Genomic DNA, 21,198 nt, shown 5'->3' on the forward strand with positions numbered 1-21,198 from the left:
CTAGCCCACCGGGTCGATCGGCGACGGCGGCACGCCGCCCGCCTCGATCGCTTCGCCGGCAAGAAGACAGAGGTCCTCGCGATAGCGGCCGGACACGATCTGAACGCCGACCGGCGCCTTGCCGACGAGCCCGGTCGAGACCACGAGGCCCGGCAATCCCATGAAGGGAATGGCGATCTGCGGCAGCTGCGCCTCCCAGACCCGCTTGAACGAGTCGTCGTCCTTGCGGTCGAGATGATCCGGGAACGGCAGCTCGCCGGACACCGGCGTCAGCACCACCGCATATTGCTCGAAGAACAGCATCCAGTCGCGGGTCAGCGTGGCGCGGCGGGTCAGCGCCTTGGCATAATTCGCCTGGTCGAGCGGCGTGACCTTGGCGCGGTTGCCGCGCAGGCAGGCCAGCGCTCCGGGATCGCCCTCGCGCTCGGCCATCTCGAGCTGGGCCTCGTAGCCATCGCCAAGCCACAGCTTGACCTGCCACTCGACCGCTTCGCGCATCGGCGGCGTGTTCTCGATGGTATCGACGGTCCACCCGGCACGCTCGAGGCGCTTGCCGGCATCCGTCACGGCCGCCTTCACGTCGGGCGTGGTCGCAAGGCCATCCGGGTTGAGGCAGAGCGCGGCGCGCTTCGGCCGCACTTCACCTTCCAGCGGCACCGGTGCAAACCAGGGATCGCGCATGTCGGGCGCCGACATCGCGGCGAGCGAGATGCGCAAATCGTTGACGGTACGGGCCAGCGGACCCGACACCGCCATGATCTGCGGCCCGATCGGACGCTCCGGCAGCGCCGGATTGAACGCCGGAATGCGGCCCAGCGTCGGGCGCAGGCCGTGCACGCCGCAGGCATAGGCAGGGTAGCGGATCGAGCCGGCAATGTCGGTGCCATGGGCGATGTGGCCGATGCCGGCCGCGACCGCCGAGCCGGCGCCGCCCGACGAGCCGCCCGGGGTCAGCGAGGTGTCGCGCGGGTTCTTGGTGTCGCCATGGACCAGATTGGTGGTGAACCAGCGGTAGGAGAAGGCCGGGCAATTGGTGCGGCCAAGGAGAATGGCGCCGGATTTGCGGAAATTGGCGACCACCGGATTGTCTTCCCGGGCGATCAGGTCGCGCTGGAGCTTCAGGCCGTTGGTGGTGGCAAAGCCTTGCTGGTCGACATTGGCCTTGATGGTGACGGGCACGCCGGCCAGGACACCGGGGTCCTCGCCACGGGCGATGACGGCATCGACCGCGTCGGCCTGCTTGAGCACGTCTTCCGGCCGGTGATCGATCACGGCATTGAGCCTGGGATTGACCGCATCGAGCCGGGCGAGGCCGGCCTGCGCGGCTTCCCTGGCGGACACCTTTTTGGCTTTGACGAGGGTGGCGAGGTCGGCGGCCGACAGGCGCCAGAGGTCTTGCATGGCTTGCTCCGTATAACCGGCGTCTTTTAGCGCCGGAAACGCGGCAAAGCCATGCGGATTTCGCAGGGGTACCGCCGCCATTGCGAGCGAAGCGGCGAAGCGAAGCAATCCAGAATCCCTCCGCGGAAGCCGTCTGGATTGCTTCGTCGCAAGGGCTCCTCGCAATGACGGTGGACGGAGCGAGCCCTAATGCCGCGTGGCGGATTGATCCGGTACGTCCAGCAAGGCCTCGGTGAACGGGAACTCCAGCACGATGTCGCCTTCGCGGTCGGTGACCTCGATCACCGCCTGCATGAGCGCCGGCTGGGTTCCCTCGGATTTCAGCACCTCCAGGATCATCTGGCGCGCGACCTCCCAGGCGCGATCAGGATTGCGCAGATCCTCGCCTTCGGGATCCACGATCAATTCCTGGCCGATCCGGGTGTTGAAGAAATATCTTGGCATCACGAATTCCAATTGGGGCGCATGTCGCCGATTGAAAGCTGTCCCACACTCACAACTGGTTTATCCCGGCAGGCATCACGACACATCGGCAGTTTTGCATGACTTGTCCGCGGTCTTTGCGGCGCCACTACGCTATCGCGGTCTTTGCACCGCAGCAATTCCGCCGGCACTACTACCTAGGTCCCGCAAGATTTAACTGGCGAACTTTTCCCCCCGCATTACTTTAACCGTGGGCGGACACGTCCGAATTCTGAAAATGGAGAGCCAAAATGGCCTGGAAAACCCCGAAGATCATCGAAGTGCCCTGCGGCATGGAAATCAACATGTATGTGAGCGCCACCCGCAAGTAAGCGGTTGGTCAGTTCGCGTTCAGCGCAGGTGGGTCTTTCGATCGCGCTCTTTCTTCCGGTCACGATACGTTTCCGGAAGACAGATTTTGTGTCGACGTGAGATCCACCGCGCGACGTTGCCGCCAGGAGACGGATCATGCTTCGCGTCGTCGTCCTGGGCGCCGCAGCCGGCGGCGGAGTGCCGCAGTGGAATTGCGGCTGCGAGGGGTGCCGGGCGGCCCGCATCAACGGCCATGAACTGCAACGGACCCAAGCCTCGGTCGCCTTCAGCGGCGACGGCGAGCACTGGTTCCTGATCAACGCCTCGCCCGACCTGCGCCAGCAATTGAATGCCACGCCACAGCTGCATCCCAAGGCGGGCGCGCTACGTCACACGCCGATCGCCGGCGTGATCCTGACCAATGGCGAGGTGGATGCGGTGGCTGGACTGTTGTCGATGCGCGAGAGCTCGCCGTTCACGGTCTACGCGCATGAGAAGGTGCTGGCGATCTTGAACGCCAACAGCATCTTCAATGTGCTGAACGACAAGTACGTGCTGCGGCAGCCGATCGCGATCAACGAGCCGTTCGAGCCGCGGCTGCCGGACGGCGCGCGCTCGGGGCTGCAAGTGCTGCCGTTCGCCGTCTCCGGCAAGTCGGCCTGGTATCTCGAAGGCAAAGCACATCCCGGCGGCGAAACCGGCGACGGCGATACGGTGGGCCTGAAGATCACCGACAAGGCGACCGGCAAGTGCTTCTACTTCATTGCCGCCTGCGCCGAGGTGACCGATGCGCTCAAGGCCGAGATCGACGGCGCGGCGCTGGTGTTCTTTGACGGCACGGTCTGGCGCGACGACGAGATGATCAGGGCCGGGCTCGGCCACAAGACCGGCAAGAGCATGGGCCATGTCGCGATGTCGGGCGACGACGGCGCGATCGCGCGGCTTGCGGATCTCGCACTCGACAGGAAGCTATTTCTGCATATCAATAACTCGAACCCGGCGCTGCTGCCCGCTTCACCCGAGCGCAAGGCCGCTGAGCAGGCGGGCTGGCAGATACCCGCCGACGGAACGGAGATCGTGCTGTGAATGCCGCGTCACTGACAGGAATGACCGCGCTCTCGGTCGGCAAGGACATCCGGCTGAACTCGGCCGAGGAGCTGGAGGAGACGCTGCGCCATATCGGTGCGACGCGCTATCACAGCCTGCATCCGTTCCATAAGCTCTTGCACGGCGGCAAGCTCAACAAAGGCCAGGTGCAGGCCTGGGCGCTGAACCGCTATTATTACCAGAGCACGATCCCGATCAAGGACGCGGTGGTGATCTCGCGCTTCCGCGACCGCGCCACGCGCGTGGAATGGCGCCACCGCATCGAGGATCATGATGGCGACGTCGGCAGCGAAGGCGGCATCGAGCGCTGGCTCAAGCTGACCGAAGGGCTCGGGCTCGACACATCTTACGTGGAATCGACTGAGGGGATTTTGCCGGCGACGCGCTTCGCAGTGGAAGCCTATGTGCACTATTGCCGGGAGAAGTCACCGCTGGAGGCGATCGCCTCCTCACTCACGGAACTGTTCGCGCCGAACCTGCATGAAGAGCGCATCTCCGGCATGCTGGAGCACTACGATTTCGTCAATCCGGACATCATGAGCTACTTCAAGCGCCGGCTGACACAGGCCCCGCGCGATGCCAATTTCGCGCTCGACTATGTCAAGGCGCACGCCACGACGCCGGAGCAGCGCGCCGCCGTCTGTAATGCGCTGATCTTCAAGACCAACGTGCTGTGGGTGCAGCTCGACGCGCTCCAGCACGCCTATGTCGAGGGCCACATTCCGCCGGGCGCGTTCGTGCCCAAAGCGAGCTAGGGAACAGGAGCCATGGCCGGGCCGCGTCATATCAGCGTCAGCGAAGCAAGCCGCCCGGTGCTGCCGCGGCACGCCAAGTTGAAATACGACGAAACGCGAAAGGTCTGGGTGATCCTGGCGCCGGAGCGCGTGCTGGCGCCGGACGAGATCGCGGTCGAGGTCTTGCAACTCTGCGATGGCGAGCGCAGCGTGGGCGACGTGTCCGATCAGCTCGCCGCGAAATATGCCGCACCGCGCGAGGCGATCCTGACCGACGTGATCGCGATGCTCCAGGACCTCGCCGACAAGGGCTTTCTCACCGAAGCCCGGGAGAAGACGCCATGAGCGATGTGCTTGGCAATCCGGCTATTCCAGCTGACGCCAGCGACAGCCTCGCGGTGCTGGAGAAAAGCCGCTCGACCGCGGAGACCTTTGGCATTCCGCTCGCCGTCTTGCTCGAGATCACGCATCGTTGCCCGCTGCAATGCCCCTATTGCTCCAATCCGGTCGAGCTCGACCGTTCCGGCAAGGAGCTGACCACCGAGGAATGGAAGAAGGTGTTGAGCGAGCTTGCCGAGATCGGCGTGCTCCAGGTGCACTTCTCCGGCGGCGAGCCGACGGCGCGGAAGGATCTCGTCGAGCTGGTGAAGCATGCCACCGACGTCGGCCTCTACACCAATCTGATCACCTCGGCGGTGCTGCTGACGCGCGAGAAATTGAGCGAGCTTGCCAATGCCGGTCTCTGTCATGTGCAGATCAGCTTCCAGGGTGTCGAAGAAGGTCTCGCCGACCGCGTCGCCGGCTACCGGAACGGTCACCGCAAGAAGCTCGAAGTCGCCAAATGGACTCGCGAACTCGACCTGCCGCTCACCGTGAACGCGGTGATGCACCGGCAGAACCTGCATCAGCTCCCCGACATCATCCAGATGTCTGTTGATCTCGACGCCGACCGGCTAGAGGTCGCCAATGTGCAATATTACGGCTGGGCGCTGAAGAACCGCGCCGCCTTGATGCCGACGGTGGAGCAGCTCGACGAATGCACCCGCATCGTGGAGGACGCGCGCGAGCGGCTCAAGGGTACGCTTGCGATCGACTATGTCGTGCCGGACTATTACGCGCTGCGGCCGAAGAAATGCATGGGCGGCTGGGGCCGGCAGTTCTTCAACATCTCGCCGGCTGGCAAGGTGCTGCCCTGCCACGCCGCCGAGAGCATCACCGGGCTCGAGTTCGAATCGGTGCGCTCCAATCATTCGATCGCCTGGATCTGGCAGAACTCCGAGGCCTTCAACCGCTATCGCGGCACCGGCTGGATGAAGGAGCCGTGCAAGTCTTGCGAATTCCGCGAGATCGATTTTGGCGGCTGCCGCTGCCAGGCCTTTGCGCTGACCGGTGACGCCGCCAATACCGACCCGGCCTGCGCGCTGTCGCCGCTGCACGAGACCATCTTCAAGCAGGCCGAGCGCGAGGCCGAGGGCGAGACCAACCGCTTCGTCTACCGCAACTTCGCCGGCGGCACTTTGGAATCCGGGAATGACGCCTGACGCCGATGCGTCCAACTCGGTCAAACGCGCCGATCCGTTTGCACCGCTGACCTCCGGCATGCTGGACGTCGGCGACGGCCACGAACTCTACGTCGAGAGCGTCGGCCGCGCTGATGGCATTCCTGCGGTCTATTTGCATGGCGGGCCGGGCTCCGGCTGCCAGCCCGATCATCGCCGCCTGTTCGATCCCGAACGATTTTGCGCGGTACTGTTCGACCAGCGCGGCTGCGGCCGCAGCCGTCCCAAGGGCTCGCGCGCGCACAATACGACGGCTCATCTGATCGCGGACCTGGAGAAGATCCGCGAAAAATTCGGCTTCACGCGCTGGATGCTGGTTGGCGGCTCCTGGGGCGCGACGCTGGCGCTGGCCTATGCAGAAGCGCATCCCGATCGCGTGTCCGGCATCGCGCTGCGCGCGACGTTTTTGGGCACGCGGGCGGAAGTCGAGACGGCTTTCACCTCGCGGCTTCAGCAGTTCTATCCGGCGCTGCACGCGGACTTTCTGAGCGTGCTTCCGCCAGACGAGCAGGAGCGGCCGGTGGACGCCTATTGGCGCCGCATCCTCGACGCCGATCCGGCCGTCCATGGGCCGGCCTCGCGGGCCTGGCACGACACCGAGCGCGCCTTGTCGGAACACAAGCCGGCAAAGACGCGACTGGACCTGGCGTCATTGAACGTGTGGCGCACATTGCCCGCGACGCCGTTCATGGAGGCGCATTATTTCCTCAACGACAGCTTCATGACCGAGAACCAGCTGCTGCAGAACGCCGGCCGGGTCGCGGGCATCCCCGGCATCATCGTCCAGGGCCGCTATGATCTGTTGTGCCCGCCTGAAACATCCGAGCGGCTGGCGAAGCTGTGGCCTGGTTCAGAGATTCGGATCGTGGAAGAGGCCGGGCACTCGCTCTATGATACCGGCGTGCGGGACGCGGTCATGAAGTCGATCGCCGATCTTGCGTCGAAGGCGCCGCGCTAACGCAGCCATCTGCACCGCAACATATTGCAGCGCCGCATTTGCCGCGCGCGGCCGTTAATGCTGTCTACGCGCAGCTCCCATGAAAGCGGGTGATCGCGGAAATTTGCCGTTGTACTTCGGAGCGGTTCTAATAAGCTAACCCAATGACGTCATTCATAAACCAGATCGCCGCGCGTTAGCGTTCGACAAGCTCAAGAAAAGGCCGCCGGGTCTTTGAGCCCGTGCGGACAGGGTAGGAATGAAACCGACCGATATCGCGGCCCCCGACTACTTTCACAAAGTGGTCGATTGCCAATGGGCCTGTCCTGCGCACACTCCGGTTCCCGAATACATCCGACTGATCGCGCAAGGCCGCTACAGCGACGCCTATATGGTCAATTGGAAATCGAACGTGTTTCCCGGAATCCTGGGACGCACCTGCGATCGTCCGTGCGAGCCGGCGTGCCGCCGCGGACGCGTCGAGGAGACGCCGGTGGCGATCTGCCGCCTCAAGCGCGTCGCCGCTGACTTCAAGGACGACATCACGCAACGCCTGCCGCGGCCCGCGGCGAAAAACGGCAAGCGCGTCGCCTTCGTCGGCGGCGGCCCCGCTTCGCTGACGGTGGCGCGCGATCTCGCACCGCTCGGCTATCACTGCACGGTTTTCGATGCCGATCCGCAAGCCGGCGGCATGATGCGCTCGCAGATTCCGAAATTCCGCCTGCCCGATTCGGTGATCGACGAGGAGACCGGCTACATCCTCAACCTCGGCGTCGAGTTCAAGGGCGGTCACCGCGTCGAGAGCATGAAGGCGCTGCTCGCGGAGAAATACGACGCGATCTTCGTCGGCTCCGGCGCGCCGCGCGGACGTGAGCTCGACATTCCCGGCCGCAAGGAAGCAGCAAGCCACGTTCATATCGGCATCGACTGGCTGTCCTCGGTGTCGTTCGGCCACACCGACAAGATCGGCAAGCGCGTCATCGTGCTCGGCGGCGGCAACACCGCGATGGATTGCTGCCGCACCGCGCGCCGGCTCGGCGGCGAAGACGTCAAGGTGATCGTGCGCTCCGGCTTCGAGGAGATGAAGGCCTCCCCCTGGGAGAAGGAAGACGCGCTTCACGAGGACATCCCGATCCTCAATTTCCTGGTCCCGGTTGCCTTCATCCATGACAACGGCAAGCTCACCGGCGTCACTTTCCAGAAGGTGAAGGCCGAATACGACGCCAAGGGCCGCCGCAATCTCGTTCCGTCAGGAGAGCCCGACCAGACCTTCGAATGCGACGACGTGCTGGTCGCGGTCGGCCAGGAGAACGCCTTCCCCTGGATCGAGCAGGACTGCGGCATCGAGTTCGACAAATGGCACATGCCGAAGGTCGATCCGAAGACCTTCGTCTCGACCAACCCAAAAGTGTTCTTCGGCGGCGATGCTGCGTTCGGCCCCAAGAACATCATCTGGGCGGTGGCGCAGGGCCACGATGCCGCGCTGTCGATCCACAAGCTGCTCTCGGGCGAGGACATCACCGAGCGGCCGCTGCCGGAGGTGCATGTCTCCTCGCAGAAGATGGGCATTCACGAATGGAGCTATGACAACGACATCTCCATCGACAAGCGCTACAAGGTGCCGCATCGCGACAAGGTGATCGCGCTGAAGGACATCCGCACCGAGGTCGAGCTCGGCTACGACGTCAAGCTCGCGCTCGGCGAAGCGCACCGCTGCCTGAACTGCGACGTCCAGACCGTGTTCTCGACCTCGCTCTGCATCGAATGCGACGCCTGCGTCGACATCTGCCCAATGGATTGCATCACCTTCACGGAGAATGGCGAGGAAACCGATCTGCGCGCCCGCCTCAAGGCGCCCTCGCCGCATCCGGACCAGGACCTCTACGTGTCGTCCGATCTCAAGACCGGGCGCGTGATGGTGAAGGACGAGGATGTCTGCCTGCATTGCGGGCTGTGCGCCGAGCGTTGTCCCACCGGCGCCTGGGACATGCAAAAATATCTTATCGAGATGACTCACGCAGGTTCAGCATGTCCGACAAAAAGCCGATCAGCAGCGTAAACGACTTCGTCGTCCGCTTCGCCAACGTCAACGGCTCGGGCTCGGCGAGCGCCAACGAAATGTTCGCGCGCGCGATCCTGCGCCATGGCGTGCCGGTGTCACCACGCAACATCTTCCCCTCCAATATCCAGGGCCTGCCGACCTGGTACGAGGTGCGGGTGACGGAGGAAGGCCATCTCGGCGCCCGCGGCGGCGTCGACATGATGGTGGCGATGAACCCGCAGACCTGGGACAAGGACGTCGCCGGCATCGAGCCCGGCGGCTATCTGTTCTACGATTCCACCAAGCCGATGCCGTCGACCAAATTCCGCGACGACATCAGCGTGATCGGCGTGCCCTTAACGGCGATCACCAACTCGACCTACACCGATCCGCGCCAGCGCCAGCTGTTCAAGAACATCATCTATCTCGGCGCGCTCTCGGCGCTGCTCGACATGGACCCGAAGCTGATCGAGCAGCTGATCGGCGAGCAGTACAAGGGCAAGGAGAAGCTCCTCTCCTCCAACGTCCACGCGCTGCATCTCGGCCGCGACTGGGCGCTGCAAAACCTGAAATGCCCGATCGGGCTGCGCGTCAAGAAGTCCGACAAGGTCGGTGACCGCATCTTCATCGAGGGCAACAGCGCCGCCGCGCTCGGCGCGGTCTATGGCGGCGCCACCGTGTGCGCCTGGTATCCGATCACGCCGTCCTCGTCGGTGGCCGAGGCTTTCACCGCCCACTGCAAGAAGTACCGGCACGATCCGGAGACCGGCAAGGCGAAATACGCCATCGTGCAGGGCGAAGACGAGCTGGCCTCGATCGGGATCGTCATCGGCGCGTCCTGGAACGGCGCGCGCGCGTTCACCGCGACATCCGGCCCCGGCATCTCCTTGATGACCGAGTTCATCGGCCTTTCGTATTTTGCCGAGATCCCGGCCGTGATCATGAACATCCAGCGCGCCGGCCCCTCGACGGGCATGCCGACCCGCACCCAGCAATGCGACATCATCGCCTGCGCCTACGCTTCGCATGGCGACACCAAGCATGTGTTGCTGTTCCCCGAAGATCCCGCGGAAGCTTTTGAGTTCGCAGCCGCCGCGTTCGACCTCGCCGAGCGGCTCCAGACCACGATCTTCCTGATGCTCGATCTCGACATCGGCATGAACCACCGGCTCTGCCGTCCGCTGAAGTGGGACGACTCCAAGCAGTATGACCGCGGCAAGGTCATGACCGCGGAGATGCTGGAGGAAGGCCGCGACTTCGGCCGTTATCTCGACGTCGATGGCGACGGCATCCCCTATCGCACCTATCCCGGCACCCATCCGACCAAGGGCTCCTTTTTCACCCGCGGCACCTCGCGTGACCGCTATGCGCGCTATTCCGAGGAAGGTTCGGTCTACGCCGACAACATGCAGCGTTTGGTGCGCAAGTTCGAGACCGCGCAGGATCTCGTGCCGCGGCCGTTGCAGGCCAATGCGGAACGGTCGACCAAATACGGCGTGATCTATTTCGGCTCGACCTCGCCGGCGATGGACGAGGCGATCGGATTGCTGGAGGCACGCGGGCACCAGCTCGACCGGCTGCGCATCCGCGCCTTCCCGTTCCACTCCAGCGTGGCGAGCTTCCTCGCCGAGCACGACTTCGTCTACGTGGTCGAGCAGAACCGCGACAGCCAGCTCCGCTCTCTGATTGTCAACGAGAACGGCATCGACCCGGTGCGCCTCATTCCTATCGTGCACTACGACGGCACCCCGATCACCGCCCGTTACATCGCAAAAGCCATTGGCGACCACCAGGATCACCTCAAGGTGACCCCGCTCCGCAAGGCCGTGTCATGACCTACATCGCAAAGCCGAAATTCCATCACCCGGGCCTGAAGAAGAACGAACTCGGCTACACCCATCGCGACTACGAGGGCAAGATCTCGACGCTGTGCGCCGGCTGCGGCCATGACTCGATCACGGCCTCGATCATCGAGGCCTGCTACGAGCTCTCGATCGAGCCGCATCGGGTGGCCAAGATCTCCGGCATCGGCTGCTCGTCGAAGACGCCGGATTATTTCCTCGGCAATTCGCACGGCTTTAACTCCGTGCACGGGCGCATGCCCTCGGTGCTCACCGGCGCCAACCTCGCCAATCGCGATTTGATCTATCTCGGCGTCTCCGGCGACGGCGATTCCGCCTCGATCGGCTTCGGCCAGTTCGCGCATTCGATCCGGCGCGGCGTCAACATGACCTACATCGTCGAGAACAACGGCGTCTACGGCCTGACCAAGGGCCAGTTCTCCGCGACCGCCGACCGCGGCTCGAAATCCAAGAAGGGCGTCACCAACACCGACAACGCCATCGACCTCGTCGCGATCGCGCTTCAGCTGGGCGCAACCTTCGTGGCGCGCAGCTTCTCCGGCGACAAGAGCCAGCTGGTGCCGCTGATCGCGGCCGCGATCGGCCACAAGGGGGCGTCCTTCATCGACGTCATCAGCCCCTGCATCGCCTTCAACAACCATGCCGGCTCGACCAAGAGCTTCGACTATGTCCGCGAGCACAATGACGCGGTGAACAGGCTCGACGTGCTGGTCGGCCGCGACCCGATCGCGGTCGATTACGCGCCGGGCACGGTGCAGGTGGTCGAGCAGCATGACGGCAGCAAGGTCGCGCTGCGCAAGATCGACGCCGATTACGATCCGCATGACCGGCTCGGTGCGCAAACGTTCCTGCAGAAGCACGCCGCCAAGGGCCAGATCGTCACCGGGCTCCTGTACGTCGATCCCGACGCGGAAGACCTGCACGCCCATCTCAACACGGTCGACACGCCGCTGAATACGCTGGAAGCCGACGCGCTGTGCCCGGGATCGGCGGCGCTGGACAAGTTCAACGCCAGCCTGCGCTGACTATTTGCCGCGCTGAGACCTGACGCGCACGGTGATCTTCTCCGACACGACAGGCGGGTCGAACGGGTAGTGCTTCGCATCGCCCAGCACCAGTTGCAAGGTGTGGGTCCCGGGCGGAAGCTCGAGGAATGTTTCAGTCTGCCCTGCCCCGAAATGCAGATGCGACTTGTCCTGCGGGATCGGTTCCTTCGGATCGATGGGCTCGTTGACGTCGATCAGCAAATGATGATGGCCGGCGTTCTGGTAGTCGTCGCCGGCATGCGTCACGCCCATATTGCGCAAGCCGAACCGGACCAGGAATCCGCCGCGTATCTTTTGCCCATCATACGGCGTGATAAAATAAACCTTTGCGTCCTTTGGAGCCGCCTTGCCCTGCGGATAGGCGACGCCCGGAAGCAATGCGAGCATCGCCGACAGCGCCACGCAACGAAGGATTTGCATCAATCTACTCCGGCAGTTAGGGGCTGAGCGCGACGCGGAATCCATGGGTGGGATAGCGAACATTGGTGTCGTAACCGTCGCGGTTGGACGGCCGTACGTATCTCGAGTCGTTCTTCCAGGAGCCCGAGCGCAGGACGTGCGAGTTGCAGTCTCCACCGCTCCATGCCGAACCGTCATTGGGCGCGCCCTGATAGGTCCTGTGCCAGCAGTCTTCGACCCATTGGTCAACGCCGCCGCCCATGTCATAGAGTCCGAATGGATTCGGCTTGAAGCTTCCGACCTTCGCCGGCTGCTCGGCTCCGACGTCACCGCAATCTTTGCACTCGGCCATGCCCGGCTGGAGCTTGTCTCCCCACCAATATTTGCTCTGCGTTCCGCCCCGCGCCGCATATTCCCATTCGGCTTCGCTTGGAAGCCGGTACGACTTCTTCGTCGCCTGCGCGAGCCAGCCCGCATATTGCTGTGCGTCGGCCCAGCTCACATTCGTGATAGGGACATCGTCCTTCCCGGTCGCTGTAAAACCGCATGCCTTCGCTGCCGCGCATTCGTTCCATTCACGAACGGTCACGGGATATTTTCCGATCGCGAACGGCTTGATCGCGACCTGATGGACGGGCCTTTCCGTCGGATCATCGTTGCTGCCCATTGCGAAACTGCCCCCGCGGATCGCAACCATGTCCGGTTCCACGATCGATACCGTGGATTGCGACGGGGCCGGCGAGGGCGCGCTTGCCGCCGCTGCTGTCGGCGAGGGAGAAGCCGCGGGTGCTGTCCGCGGCGCCTGCGTCGACGAACCGGGTTCGGCTTGAACGGATTGCGACGTCGGCGATGCTGCCGGAGCCGGCAACAGGGGAGCCCCCGCCTGTTCGCCGGGGCGACCGTACGGCTGCATGAGCAGATACCACAGCACGTCGGTCGCGATCACAATCAGTGTCAGGGCCAGAAGGAACAGCAGCGTATTCTCGCGCCGGCCGCGCGTTCTTCGCACGGCGTCTGCGTCCGGCAGCACGCGATAGATGCGCACGGGATCGGTGATGTTCTTGACCCTGCGGTCACCAAGCGACTCGTAGCCGCACACCACCTTGTGCTTGATCTGTTCGTAGATCGCGCCTGAGATATAGACTTGGCCGGGCTCGGCAATCCCCTCGATACGCGTGGCGATGTTGACGCCGTCACCGTAGACATCGTCCGGCTCCACGATGACGTCGCCGAGATTGACGCCGATCCGATATTCGATCCGGGAATCCTTTGGAAGCGAGGCGTTGCGGCCTACGAGATTCTGCTGGATCACAATGCTGCACCGGACGGCCTCGACAGGACTATCGAAAATCGCGATGAAGCCATCGCCCGTCGTCTTCACCAGCGATCCATGGTGCTCGACGATGCTGGGCTGAATGAGATCCCGCTCGATCCGCTTGACGCGGACATGCGTGCCCTCCTCGTCCGCCTGCATCAGGCGGCTGTAGGAAGCGATGTCACCGACGATGATAGCCGCGAGGCGACGCGGTATTGGACCGTGTGGAGGCGGACCATCCTGATTTCCGGATCTGAAGTTGCGAATTTCGCCCATGGCGGCGGGACTCCACAAGCTTACCAGACGCCGCCCCAGCCTACGACTTGGAGAAACCTTCGTCTGTGAAGGGTATCACATTGACGAACTCGGACAATATCGAAGCAATCGTCGATATCGAGTTCCAGAAGCTGGGCGCGACATTGGCCTGAACCTTCCCGGTGCAACTGCGACTAAGGCACCGCGCGGAGTATCCAGACAGCTCGGTGGGAGCCGTCGCGCTCTGCCCGGGTTCGGCGGTGCTGGACAAGTTCAAGCCAGGCGGCGATCGCCAATTTGCGCGCGATTTAGAGGCGCTCATCGTACGAGCGCGCCTTCGCCTTTTTGGCGAAGTGGCGGCTATCCGCCCGTAACGCTTGTTTGCTATGGTCTTCCGGCAGGAAAGGACGATGTATGCAGCCCGCTACGCAATACGCGAGGAGTGGAGACGTCCATATCGCCTACCATGCCTTCGGTGACGGTCCGATCAACCTGGTTCTGGTGCCCGGCTTCGTATCCAATGTCGAGAACTATTGGGAGCAACCCGACTTCGCTCGGTTCCTGACGCGCCTCGCGAGCTACGCCCGGGTCGTCACCTTCGACAAACGCGGTACCGGCGGCTCCGATCGTGTCGCAGAGCTTCCGGGACTCGACGTGCGTATGGACGATCTGCGTGCGGTGATGGACGCGGCCGGCATGGAGCAGGCGGCCCTGCTCGGCATCTCGGAAGGAGCGCCGCTTTCGATCATGTATGCGGCCACTTATCCGCATCGATGCCGGGCGATCGTGCTCTACGGAAGCTTTTCACGCTTTTCCTACTGGTTTCCCACCGAGAAGGCGCTAGAGACGTTCTTCGGTTATGTCGAGAAGGCTTGGGGCACGGGCGGCAGTATCCAGAGATTTGCGCCGTCGCGGGCGAATGACGCCGCGTTTCAGCGCTGGTGGGGACGAAACGAGCGGCTGGGTGCGAGTCCCTCCGCAGTGATGGCCCTGATGCGCATGAACAGCCAGATCGAATTGGCGGCGTATTGCCGGCGGTTCGCGTTCCTGCGCTCGTCATCCACCGGACTGACGATCAGGTCGTGCGCGTCGAAGGCGGCCGCGATGTCGCCGCGAAGATTCCCGGAGCGCGCCTGGCCGAGTTTCCCGGCACCGACCACCTGTTCTATGTCGGTGAGAATGCCGACGACATTTCCGACGCGATCGAGGAATTTCTGACGGGGACACGTGGCTCTCCAGCGGTTGATCGCGTGCTTGCCACGGTGCTGTTCACCGACATCGTCGGCTCGACCGAAAAGGCTGCGTCGCTGGGCGATCGCCGCTGGCGCGCATTCCTGGATGAGCATCACGCCGTGATCCGCCGCAACATCGCGCGCTTCAGGGGCCGTGAGGTCAAGACCACGGGCGACGGATTTCTGGCGACATTCGACGGACCAGCGCGTGGCGTCCGCTGCGCTTGCGCGATCTCGGATGAGATCAAGTTGCTCGGCATCGAGATCCGTGCGGGCCTGCACACCGGCGAATGCGAGATGATCGACGACGACGTCGGCGGCATCGCCGTCCACATCGGAGCACGTGTCGCAGCGCTGGCTGGCGCAGGCGAGGTATTGGTTTCTGGGACGGTGAAGGATCTCGTCGCCGGCTCAGGCCTGCGCTTCGCAAGCCGCGGCACGACCGCGCTGAAGGGCATTCCCGGCGAATGGCAAATCTTTGCCGCCGAGGGTTTGGCCTGACCTGCACGCGTGAACTTGAACGCAGCGCACCTCGCCTGCGACTAACGGCAGACCGGCCTGCGCCGTCCAACGTGGCAGGCCCAATTGCTGTTCACGGTGCGAACATGAAGCTTGCGCTCGTCCCTCCGCTTGCCTTTGCCGCGTTCATCGGCGTCGCCCGCGCCGAGGAGGCCGATCATGTCCGCGAGGCCAGCAAGGCCGAGGCCGAGAGCTTCAACGCGCGGATCTATGCAGGCACGCCCGGCGACAAGGCCTATGCGTGCTTCGTGCGCCGCTACGATGCCGAGCATCTGGCGAAACATCCGAAGCAGAAGGCGGCCTCCATGAAGCTGCTGGTCTCGGCGGAAGTCGACGGCGAAGACAAGCAGCTCCACAATTCGTTCCGGCTCGGCTTCAGATATCGCCACCGTTCGGGCGATTTCGACTCCAGCGGTTCCTGTCACCACACGGTGTTCACCATGGAAGGCAACGAGGTACGCCTGGGCTGCGGTGTCGATTGCGAGGGCGGCGGTATCGACGTGGCGCTGTCGAAGGACGACAAGTCGGCCATCGTGCGGCTCGAACGGGTCAGGGTCTGGCAGCACAACAAGCCGGATGAAGATGCCGAACGATCTTTGGTCGCAGGCGCCGACGACGGGATCTTCCGCCTCGACCGCACCGACGCCAGCGAGTGCGCCGCGCTGGTGACCGACCGCAAGGAACTCGCCGCGCTGCGCCACAAATGATATGTGTCCGGCGGAGTCAGGCTCAGTTGTCGTTGAGGCATGAGCTTTCCGGAAAACCGCTTCGCGCTGTTCCGGATCATGCAGGGAGATCGCCATGAATCGCCGGAACATCTTGTGGAGCATCATCTCGGCCCTGGGCACGGCCTTTGCCGCATCGCGTGCGCAGGCCGCGACCGAGGCTGCGCCGTCGGACAAGCTCAAGGTCGTTTATCATCTCAGCGACGCCGAGAAGGTCAATTTCGTGCTCGGCAACATCCAGAACCACATCGACGGCGTCGGCGGTCCCGACCATGTCACCATCGCGCTGGTGATCCACGGGCCGGCGCTGAAGGCGTTTCATTGGGCGCAGGCCAATCCCGACATCAGCAAGCGGATCGGCGATTTCTCCAAGGACGGCGTCGAGCTCGCCGCCTGCGGCAACACGATGAAGGCGCAGAACATCACGCTAACGGATCTGCTGCCCGGCTTCGTCAGCGCGGAAAAAGGCGGCGTGGTCCGCCTGGCCGAGCTTCAGTCGCAGGGCTATCTTTATTTGCGGCCGTAGGGGCGGCGTGAAGTTCGGTGTGCTCCCTCCCCCGCTTGCGGGGCAGGGTCGGGGCGAGGGTGTCTCCGCAATCGAGAACCCCCAAGAGGATAGAACCCTCACCCGACGCGCGGGACGATGCTTCGCATCGCCCGGACGCGTCGACCTCTCCCGCAAGCGGGAGAGGTTCGGGAGTCCGTGGGGCCCACTTCCCGACATATCCGCACCGTGCTTGACACATCTATAACTCCATGGTTATGAATAATCCATAACTAACCGGTTATGGATACCGCATGTCCGCCGCACCCGACCTTCTGTTCAGGACGCTCGCCGACCCGACCCGGCGGGCGATCTTCGAGCGGCTTTGCCGCGAAGGCGAGCAGACGGTCGGGGCACTAACGGCGCGATCCGGCGTCTCCCAGCCCGCGGTCTCGAAACATCTCGGCGCGCTGAAACAGGCTGGCCTCGTGCGCGATCGCCACGAGGGACGGCAAACGCATTACAGCGCACAACCCGGTGCGCTCGATCCGCTGGTCGACTGGACCAGCCAGATGGCCGGGTTCTGGCAGAACCGGCTCGATGCGCTCGACGATCTCCTGAAGAGGATGGACCAATGAGAGATGCTGCGACCGAAACCCGTTCCGTGGTCATCGAGCGCGAATTCGCTTTTCCGGCGGAGCGGCTCTGGCGCGCGCTGACCCAACCGCATCTGATCGAGGAATGGCTGATGAAGAACGACTTTAAGCCCAGCGTCGGCCACCGCTTCAATCTTCGCGGCGAGTGGGGCGGCGTGCTGGACTGCGAGGTCCTGGCCATCGAGCCGCAGCGATCCCTCGCCTACACCTGGAATTTCACGCATGAGGATGCGGCGTACGATCTCAAGAGCGTGGTGACGTTCACGCTGACGCCGACCGACGCAGGCACGCATCTGCGTGTCGAGCAGGCGGGCTTCCGTCCGAGCCAGAAGCAGGCCTATGGCGGCGCGCATGCCGGCTGGAAGCAGTTCTTCGCAAAGCTCGACGAGTTGCTGGCAAGGGCAGAGTAGATCGACCACCTGCCTTCATTCGATCATCTCAAGAGGAGGTTTCATTGACTGGAAATATGTGGATTCGGCAGATCCATCGTTGGCTGTCGATCGCTTTCACGCTTGCCGTCATCGCCAACATCGTCGCCCTGACGCTGCAAGTCCAGGCGACGTGGATCGGCTTGCTCGCCTTCGTCCCATTGATCCCATTGCTTGCGACCGGGCTCTACATGTTCGCGCTGCCATATCTCGGCCGCCGCCGCGGCGCCCGACAAGAGGCGTGAACATGAAGAAGGCCGTGACCGCGAAAAGCAGCAGCACGACGAAGACGGATGGGCCTTCGCCCTCAAAACTGATCGATGGCCGAATCAAGGAGCTCGGCGACTGGCGCGGCGAGATGCTCGCGCGGATCCGCGGCCTGATCAGGGAGGCCGACCCAGATGTGGTCGAGGAATGGAAGTGGCGCGGCGTTCCCGTCTGGGAGCACGACGGCATCATCTGCACCGGCGAGACCTACAAGTCCGTCGTGAAGTTGACGTTTGCCAAGGGCGCGGCGCTGCAAGATCCCGCCGGCCTGTTCAATTCCAGCCTCGAGGGAAATGTGCGGCGCGCGATCGATTTTCAGGAGGGCGCGAAGATCAACGAGAAGGCGCTGAAAGCGCTGATCCATGCGGCCGTGGAGTTGAATACGTCAAAGGCGAAGAAGAAGGCGACCAAACGTTCCGCATAGACCAGCTCTGTGGTGCAGCACGAACGCCTTCCCTTCTCCCCTTGTGGGAGAAGGTGGCGCGAAGCGCCGGATGAGGGGTCTCTATCAACACATGAAAGTGCGGAGAGATACCCCTCACCCCAGTGAGCTTGCGTCTACCGGCGTCGCTGCCCTCTCCCACAAGGGGCGAGGGCACATCGACACGCATCTCGCCGTATCGCTCCGCATGATCAGCGGCGTTACGCCGCCGCGGTGATCGGGCGCGGGCTCACGACGTATTCGCGCAGCACCTTGTCGTTGGCGTCGACCTCGATCAGCGCGACGTCGTAGGTCCAGAGATCGGCGAGATGCTGCAGCACCCGCTTGGCGTCGGTCTCGTTGAGCTGCGAGCCCTTGATGACGCGGTGGTGCAGGATCAGCCGGCGGTCGCCGGAGAGGTCGACATCGACCACCTCGATGTTGGCATCGATGTAGCCGACGTCATGCTGTCGCGCCAATTCGCGCCGGACGCGGCGAAAACCGCGGTCGTCGTGAATGGCATCGACCCGGATGCCGGCGCGCTCCTCGGGATCGTCGTGCAGATGGAACATGCGGAAGTGCCGCATCAGCTTCGGGCTCAGGAACTGCGCGATGAAGCTTTCGTCGCGATAGTTGGCCCAGACGTCGCGCAGCACGCCCATCACGTCGTTCTTCCCGGCGATATCCGGGAACCATTCACGATCCTCATCGGCAGGATTGGTGACGATGCGCTCGATGTCCTGCATCATGGCAAAGCCGAGCGCATAGGGGTTGAAGCCGGAAAAGCGCTGGTCGTCGAATTCGGGCTGGAACACCACATTGGTGTGCGATTGCAGGAATTCGAGGAAGTTGCCGTCGGTGATGCGGCCCTGCTGATGCAGCTTGCTCATGATGCGATAGTGGACGTAGGTCGCCGTCCCCTCATTCATCACCTTGGTCTGGCTCTGCGGATAGAAATATTGCGCGATGTGGCGGACGATGCGCAGCAATTCGCGCTGCCACGGTGCGAGCCTGGGCGCGCTTTTCTCCAGGAAATAGAGCAGGTTTTCCTGCGGCAGGCCGAGCAGCTTGCGGCGGCGCTCAAGGGAGATTGCGGTCCGGGTCTTCGAGGCACCCTTTGGCACGGTGCGCCAGAGATCGTTGAAGACCTCCTCTTCGTGCTGGCGACGGCGGCCGGCCCGCTTCTCTTCCTCGCGTAAATCCAGCTTCTTCTTGCCGGGATAGCGGTCGATGCCGTGCGACATCAGCGCATGCGCGGCATCGAGCGTACGCTCGACCTCGACGCGGCCGTAGCGCTCCTCGCAGCTCATCACGTAGTTCTTGGCGAAGTCGAGATAGTCGAGGATGCCGTCGGCGTCGGTCCACTGCTTGAACAGATAATTGTTCTTGAAGAAATGATTGTGGCCGAAGGCGGCGTGCGCGATCACCAGCGTCTGCATCGTCGCCGTGTTCTCCTCCATCAAATAGGAGATGCAGGGCGAGGAGTTGATCACGATCTCATAGGCGAGGCCCATCAGGCCCTTGCGGTAGGACGCCTCATGATAGGCAAAGTGCTTGCCGAAGGACCAGTGCTTGTAGAACAGCGGCATGCCGACCGACGAATAGGCGTCCAGCATCTGCTCGGCGGTGATGACCTCGATCTGGTTCGGATAGACGTCGAGGCCGAGATCGTTGGTCGCCACCTCCTCGCAGGCATCGGTGATGCGCTGCAAGGTGTGAAAATCCCAATCCGCGCCTTCGAACAAGCGTTCCGTCATGGAGCGGCTTTCTCCTGGGTTTCGCGGCGCTGGAACAGGTCGTGGAACACCGGAAAGATCTCGCTGCGCTCACTGACCTTGCGCATCGAGAGCGGTGCGCCGCTGTTGCGCAGGCGTTCGTAGAGGGTCCAGAGCGAGGAGTCGGAAAGATCGAACGCGCTGCCGCCGGCCTCGCCGACCTCGAGATAGGCAAAGAACTGGCAGACCGGCAGGATCTTGTCGGTCAGCAGCATGCCCGCGAGCTCGCCATCGGAATAGGAATTGTCGCCGTCGGAGGCCTGGGCCGCATAGATGTTCCAGTCCGACGGATTGAAGCGCTCGCGCACGATCTCGTGCATCGCCTGCAGCGCGCTGGAGACCAGCGTGCCGCCCGAGGCCGGACCATAGAAGAAGGTCTGCTCGTCGACCTCCTCGGCGCGATCGGTGTGACGGATGAAGACGATCTCGACGTGCTTGTAGCGCCGCTTCAGGAACACGTAGAGCAGCATGTAGAAGCGCTTTGCCAAATCCTTCATGTGCTCGGACATCGAGCCGGAGACGTCCATCAGGCAGAACATCACGGCCTGCGCGACCGGCTTGGGGACCGTCTCGAAGCGGCGATAGCGGATGTCGAGCGGATCGATGAAGGGAATGCGCTTGGTCTTGGCCTTCAGCTTTTCGAGCTGGGCGAGCAGCTCAATGCGCTCGTCCTCGTCCGTACAGGCCGCGATGGCGGCCTCCAGGTCTTCGATCTCATCCTTGCGGGGACGCTTGAGCGCGATGCGGCGCGCCAGCGCGAGCCGGACCGTCCGGCTGACCGAGATGTTGGCGGGCGAGCCGGAGGTGGTGTAGCCGGCGCGCTGCAGACCCTCGCTCTCGGTCTGCGCGATCTTGCGCTTGGCGAGATCCGGCAACTCGAGATCGTCGAGGAAGAGATCGACGAATTCGTCGCGGCTCAGCACGAAGCGGAAGGCGTCCTCGCTGTCGCCTTCGCCGGGACCGGAATCCTTGGCGCTGCCCTGGCCGGAGCGCTGCAGGTAGTCGCCCTCGATAAACTTCTTGTTGCCGGGCAGCACCATGTCGCGCGTCCCGCCTTCACGGCGGAACCGCGGCTCGTGCATGCCGTCCAGCGGGATCGTGACCTCACCACCCTCCAGGACGTCCTTGATGTCGCGTTCCTGCGAGGTCTTCTTGACGGCGCCCTGCACCAGGGACTTGGCCCGACGCAAGAACCGCTGGCGGTTCTCAAGACTCTTGCCGCCTGGATTCAGGCGCCTGTCAATGATGTGAATGGCCACTT

At 63.4% G+C, this 21,198-nt stretch carries 23 protein-coding genes; 17 read left to right on the forward strand and 6 right to left on the reverse strand.

The window, feature by feature from the left end:
* Positions 1 to 1,401 carry an amidase family protein gene (locus AC0L2O_RS06510; protein WP_369721625.1) on the reverse strand — a complete coding sequence of 467 codons (1,401 nt, stop codon included), beginning with the start codon at positions 1,399 to 1,401 and terminating at the stop codon, positions 1 to 3.
* A gap of 186 nt (positions 1,402 to 1,587) precedes the next feature.
* Complete coding sequence (locus AC0L2O_RS06515) at positions 1,588 to 1,845, reverse strand: DUF6894 family protein (protein WP_369721624.1); 258 nt, start codon at positions 1,843 to 1,845, stop codon at positions 1,588 to 1,590.
* Between the two features lie 269 nt (positions 1,846 to 2,114).
* Here AC0L2O_RS06515 and pqqA point away from each other — a divergent pair, with 269 nt between their 5' ends.
* The 9 genes from pqqA to AC0L2O_RS06560 all read left to right on the forward strand — a co-directional run bounded on the left by pqqA (position 2,115) and on the right by AC0L2O_RS06560 (position 11,440).
* Positions 2,115 to 2,195: a pyrroloquinoline quinone precursor peptide PqqA gene (gene pqqA / locus AC0L2O_RS06520; protein WP_129268256.1), complete on the forward strand. Its 81-nt coding sequence runs from the start codon at positions 2,115 to 2,117 to the stop codon at positions 2,193 to 2,195.
* A gap of 136 nt (positions 2,196 to 2,331) precedes the next feature.
* Positions 2,332 to 3,261, forward strand: coding sequence for a pyrroloquinoline quinone biosynthesis protein PqqB (pqqB, locus tag AC0L2O_RS06525; protein WP_473369114.1), 930 nt, complete (start codon positions 2,332 to 2,334; stop codon positions 3,259 to 3,261).
* Between the two features lie 20 nt (positions 3,262 to 3,281).
* Entirely contained in the window at positions 3,282 to 4,037 is a 756-nt protein-coding gene (gene pqqC / locus AC0L2O_RS06530; protein WP_409192797.1) for a pyrroloquinoline-quinone synthase PqqC, read from the forward strand.
* Between the two features lie 12 nt (positions 4,038 to 4,049).
* Positions 4,050 to 4,361: a pyrroloquinoline quinone biosynthesis peptide chaperone PqqD gene (gene pqqD / locus AC0L2O_RS06535; protein WP_369721621.1), complete on the forward strand. Its 312-nt coding sequence runs from the start codon at positions 4,050 to 4,052 to the stop codon at positions 4,359 to 4,361.
* On the forward strand, positions 4,358 to 5,557 hold the full coding sequence (gene pqqE / locus AC0L2O_RS06540) for a pyrroloquinoline quinone biosynthesis protein PqqE (protein ID WP_473369115.1): 1,200 nt from the start codon (positions 4,358 to 4,360) through the stop codon (positions 5,555 to 5,557). The genes pqqD and pqqE overlap by 4 nt, the downstream gene beginning before the upstream one ends.
* Positions 5,547 to 6,533 (forward strand): prolyl aminopeptidase, encoded by a 987-nt coding sequence (gene pip / locus AC0L2O_RS06545; protein ID WP_473369116.1) that lies wholly within the window; start codon positions 5,547 to 5,549, stop codon positions 6,531 to 6,533. Before pqqE ends, pip begins: the two co-directional genes overlap by 11 nt.
* A gap of 238 nt (positions 6,534 to 6,771) precedes the next feature.
* Positions 6,772 to 8,571, forward strand: coding sequence for an FAD-dependent oxidoreductase (locus AC0L2O_RS06550; protein ID WP_473369117.1), 1,800 nt, complete (start codon positions 6,772 to 6,774; stop codon positions 8,569 to 8,571).
* Positions 8,541 to 10,388, forward strand: coding sequence for a 2-oxoacid:acceptor oxidoreductase subunit alpha (locus AC0L2O_RS06555; protein WP_473369118.1), 1,848 nt, complete (start codon positions 8,541 to 8,543; stop codon positions 10,386 to 10,388). Before AC0L2O_RS06550 ends, AC0L2O_RS06555 begins: the two co-directional genes overlap by 31 nt.
* Complete coding sequence (locus tag AC0L2O_RS06560) at positions 10,385 to 11,440, forward strand: 2-oxoacid:ferredoxin oxidoreductase subunit beta (protein ID WP_473369119.1); 1,056 nt, start codon at positions 10,385 to 10,387, stop codon at positions 11,438 to 11,440. Before AC0L2O_RS06555 ends, AC0L2O_RS06560 begins: the two co-directional genes overlap by 4 nt.
* Here the strand turns inward: AC0L2O_RS06560 and AC0L2O_RS06565 are convergent, their stop codons facing one another.
* On the reverse strand, positions 11,441 to 11,881 hold the full coding sequence (locus tag AC0L2O_RS06565) for a DUF4399 domain-containing protein (RefSeq protein WP_473369120.1): 441 nt from the start codon (positions 11,879 to 11,881) through the stop codon (positions 11,441 to 11,443). It lies immediately after the preceding gene.
* A 16-nt stretch (positions 11,882 to 11,897) separates the two neighbouring features.
* Positions 11,898 to 13,451 carry an SUMF1/EgtB/PvdO family nonheme iron enzyme gene (locus AC0L2O_RS06570; protein WP_473369121.1) on the reverse strand — a complete coding sequence of 518 codons (1,554 nt, stop codon included), beginning with the start codon at positions 13,449 to 13,451 and terminating at the stop codon, positions 11,898 to 11,900.
* 393 nt (positions 13,452 to 13,844) lie between these two features.
* Between AC0L2O_RS06570 and AC0L2O_RS06575 the strand changes: the two genes are divergently transcribed.
* From AC0L2O_RS06575 to AC0L2O_RS06610, 8 genes are all read left to right on the forward strand, one after another.
* Entirely contained in the window at positions 13,845 to 14,648 is an 804-nt protein-coding gene (locus AC0L2O_RS06575) for an alpha/beta fold hydrolase (RefSeq protein WP_473369122.1), read from the forward strand.
* A gap of 32 nt (positions 14,649 to 14,680) precedes the next feature.
* Positions 14,681 to 15,163 (forward strand): adenylate/guanylate cyclase domain-containing protein, encoded by a 483-nt coding sequence (locus AC0L2O_RS06580; protein ID WP_473369123.1) that lies wholly within the window; start codon positions 14,681 to 14,683, stop codon positions 15,161 to 15,163.
* Positions 15,164 to 15,267: 104 nt separating this feature from the next.
* On the forward strand, positions 15,268 to 15,888 hold the full coding sequence (locus tag AC0L2O_RS06585; protein WP_473369124.1) for a hypothetical protein: 621 nt from the start codon (positions 15,268 to 15,270) through the stop codon (positions 15,886 to 15,888).
* A 94-nt stretch (positions 15,889 to 15,982) separates the two neighbouring features.
* Positions 15,983 to 16,432, forward strand: a complete 450-nt coding sequence (locus AC0L2O_RS06590; RefSeq protein WP_369721613.1) for a DsrE family protein — start codon at positions 15,983 to 15,985, stop codon at positions 16,430 to 16,432.
* 272 nt (positions 16,433 to 16,704) lie between these two features.
* Positions 16,705 to 17,028: an ArsR/SmtB family transcription factor gene (locus AC0L2O_RS06595; protein WP_369721612.1), complete on the forward strand. Its 324-nt coding sequence runs from the start codon at positions 16,705 to 16,707 to the stop codon at positions 17,026 to 17,028.
* Positions 17,025 to 17,456: an SRPBCC family protein gene (locus AC0L2O_RS06600; RefSeq protein WP_473369125.1), complete on the forward strand. Its 432-nt coding sequence runs from the start codon at positions 17,025 to 17,027 to the stop codon at positions 17,454 to 17,456. Before AC0L2O_RS06595 ends, AC0L2O_RS06600 begins: the two co-directional genes overlap by 4 nt.
* Positions 17,457 to 17,500: 44 nt before the next feature.
* Positions 17,501 to 17,719, forward strand: coding sequence for a hypothetical protein (locus tag AC0L2O_RS06605; RefSeq protein WP_027570573.1), 219 nt, complete (start codon positions 17,501 to 17,503; stop codon positions 17,717 to 17,719).
* Between the two features lie 2 nt (positions 17,720 to 17,721).
* Positions 17,722 to 18,165, forward strand: a complete 444-nt coding sequence (locus AC0L2O_RS06610) for a DUF1801 domain-containing protein (RefSeq protein ID WP_473369126.1) — start codon at positions 17,722 to 17,724, stop codon at positions 18,163 to 18,165.
* A 218-nt stretch (positions 18,166 to 18,383) separates the two neighbouring features.
* Here the strand turns inward: AC0L2O_RS06610 and AC0L2O_RS06615 are convergent, their stop codons facing one another.
* Together AC0L2O_RS06615 and AC0L2O_RS06620 are read right to left on the reverse strand one after the other, a co-directional pair.
* Positions 18,384 to 19,919, reverse strand: a complete 1,536-nt coding sequence (locus AC0L2O_RS06615) for a SpoVR family protein (RefSeq protein ID WP_473369127.1) — start codon at positions 19,917 to 19,919, stop codon at positions 18,384 to 18,386.
* Positions 19,916 to 21,190 carry a YeaH/YhbH family protein gene (locus tag AC0L2O_RS06620; RefSeq protein WP_473369262.1) on the reverse strand — a complete coding sequence of 425 codons (1,275 nt, stop codon included), beginning with the start codon at positions 21,188 to 21,190 and terminating at the stop codon, positions 19,916 to 19,918. Before AC0L2O_RS06620 ends, AC0L2O_RS06615 begins: the two co-directional genes overlap by 4 nt.
* Between the last annotated feature and the right edge of the window lie 8 nt (positions 21,191 to 21,198).

This window comes from Bradyrhizobium sp. Kon10 (assembly GCF_055807395.1).

Excerpts from the sequence above, each read along its gene's own strand:
- AC0L2O_RS06510 (WP_369721625.1), bottom strand. The coding sequence starts at position 1,401 with ATGCAAGACCTCTGGCGCCTGTCGGCCGCCGACCTCGCCACCCTCGTC.
- AC0L2O_RS06515 (WP_369721624.1), bottom strand. The coding sequence starts at position 1,845 with ATGCCAAGATATTTCTTCAACACCCGGATCGGCCAGGAATTGATCGTG.
- pqqA (WP_129268256.1), top strand. The coding sequence starts at position 2,115 with ATGGCCTGGAAAACCCCGAAGATCATCGAAGTGCCCTGCGGCATGGAA.
- pqqB (WP_473369114.1), top strand. The coding sequence starts at position 2,332 with ATGCTTCGCGTCGTCGTCCTGGGCGCCGCAGCCGGCGGCGGAGTGCCG.
- pqqC (WP_409192797.1), top strand. The coding sequence starts at position 3,282 with ATGACCGCGCTCTCGGTCGGCAAGGACATCCGGCTGAACTCGGCCGAG.
- pqqD (WP_369721621.1), top strand. The coding sequence starts at position 4,050 with ATGGCCGGGCCGCGTCATATCAGCGTCAGCGAAGCAAGCCGCCCGGTG.
- pqqE (WP_473369115.1), top strand. The coding sequence starts at position 4,358 with ATGAGCGATGTGCTTGGCAATCCGGCTATTCCAGCTGACGCCAGCGAC.
- pip (WP_473369116.1), top strand. The coding sequence starts at position 5,547 with ATGACGCCTGACGCCGATGCGTCCAACTCGGTCAAACGCGCCGATCCG.
- AC0L2O_RS06550 (WP_473369117.1), top strand. The coding sequence starts at position 6,772 with ATGAAACCGACCGATATCGCGGCCCCCGACTACTTTCACAAAGTGGTC.
- AC0L2O_RS06555 (WP_473369118.1), top strand. The coding sequence starts at position 8,541 with ATGTCCGACAAAAAGCCGATCAGCAGCGTAAACGACTTCGTCGTCCGC.
- AC0L2O_RS06560 (WP_473369119.1), top strand. The coding sequence starts at position 10,385 with ATGACCTACATCGCAAAGCCGAAATTCCATCACCCGGGCCTGAAGAAG.
- AC0L2O_RS06565 (WP_473369120.1), bottom strand. The coding sequence starts at position 11,881 with ATGCAAATCCTTCGTTGCGTGGCGCTGTCGGCGATGCTCGCATTGCTT.
- AC0L2O_RS06570 (WP_473369121.1), bottom strand. The coding sequence starts at position 13,451 with ATGGGCGAAATTCGCAACTTCAGATCCGGAAATCAGGATGGTCCGCCT.
- AC0L2O_RS06575 (WP_473369122.1), top strand. The coding sequence starts at position 13,845 with ATGCAGCCCGCTACGCAATACGCGAGGAGTGGAGACGTCCATATCGCC.
- AC0L2O_RS06585 (WP_473369124.1), top strand. The coding sequence starts at position 15,268 with ATGAAGCTTGCGCTCGTCCCTCCGCTTGCCTTTGCCGCGTTCATCGGC.
- AC0L2O_RS06590 (WP_369721613.1), top strand. The coding sequence starts at position 15,983 with ATGAATCGCCGGAACATCTTGTGGAGCATCATCTCGGCCCTGGGCACG.
- AC0L2O_RS06595 (WP_369721612.1), top strand. The coding sequence starts at position 16,705 with ATGTCCGCCGCACCCGACCTTCTGTTCAGGACGCTCGCCGACCCGACC.
- AC0L2O_RS06600 (WP_473369125.1), top strand. The coding sequence starts at position 17,025 with ATGAGAGATGCTGCGACCGAAACCCGTTCCGTGGTCATCGAGCGCGAA.
- AC0L2O_RS06610 (WP_473369126.1), top strand. The coding sequence starts at position 17,722 with ATGAAGAAGGCCGTGACCGCGAAAAGCAGCAGCACGACGAAGACGGAT.
- AC0L2O_RS06615 (WP_473369127.1), bottom strand. The coding sequence starts at position 19,919 with ATGACGGAACGCTTGTTCGAAGGCGCGGATTGGGATTTTCACACCTTG.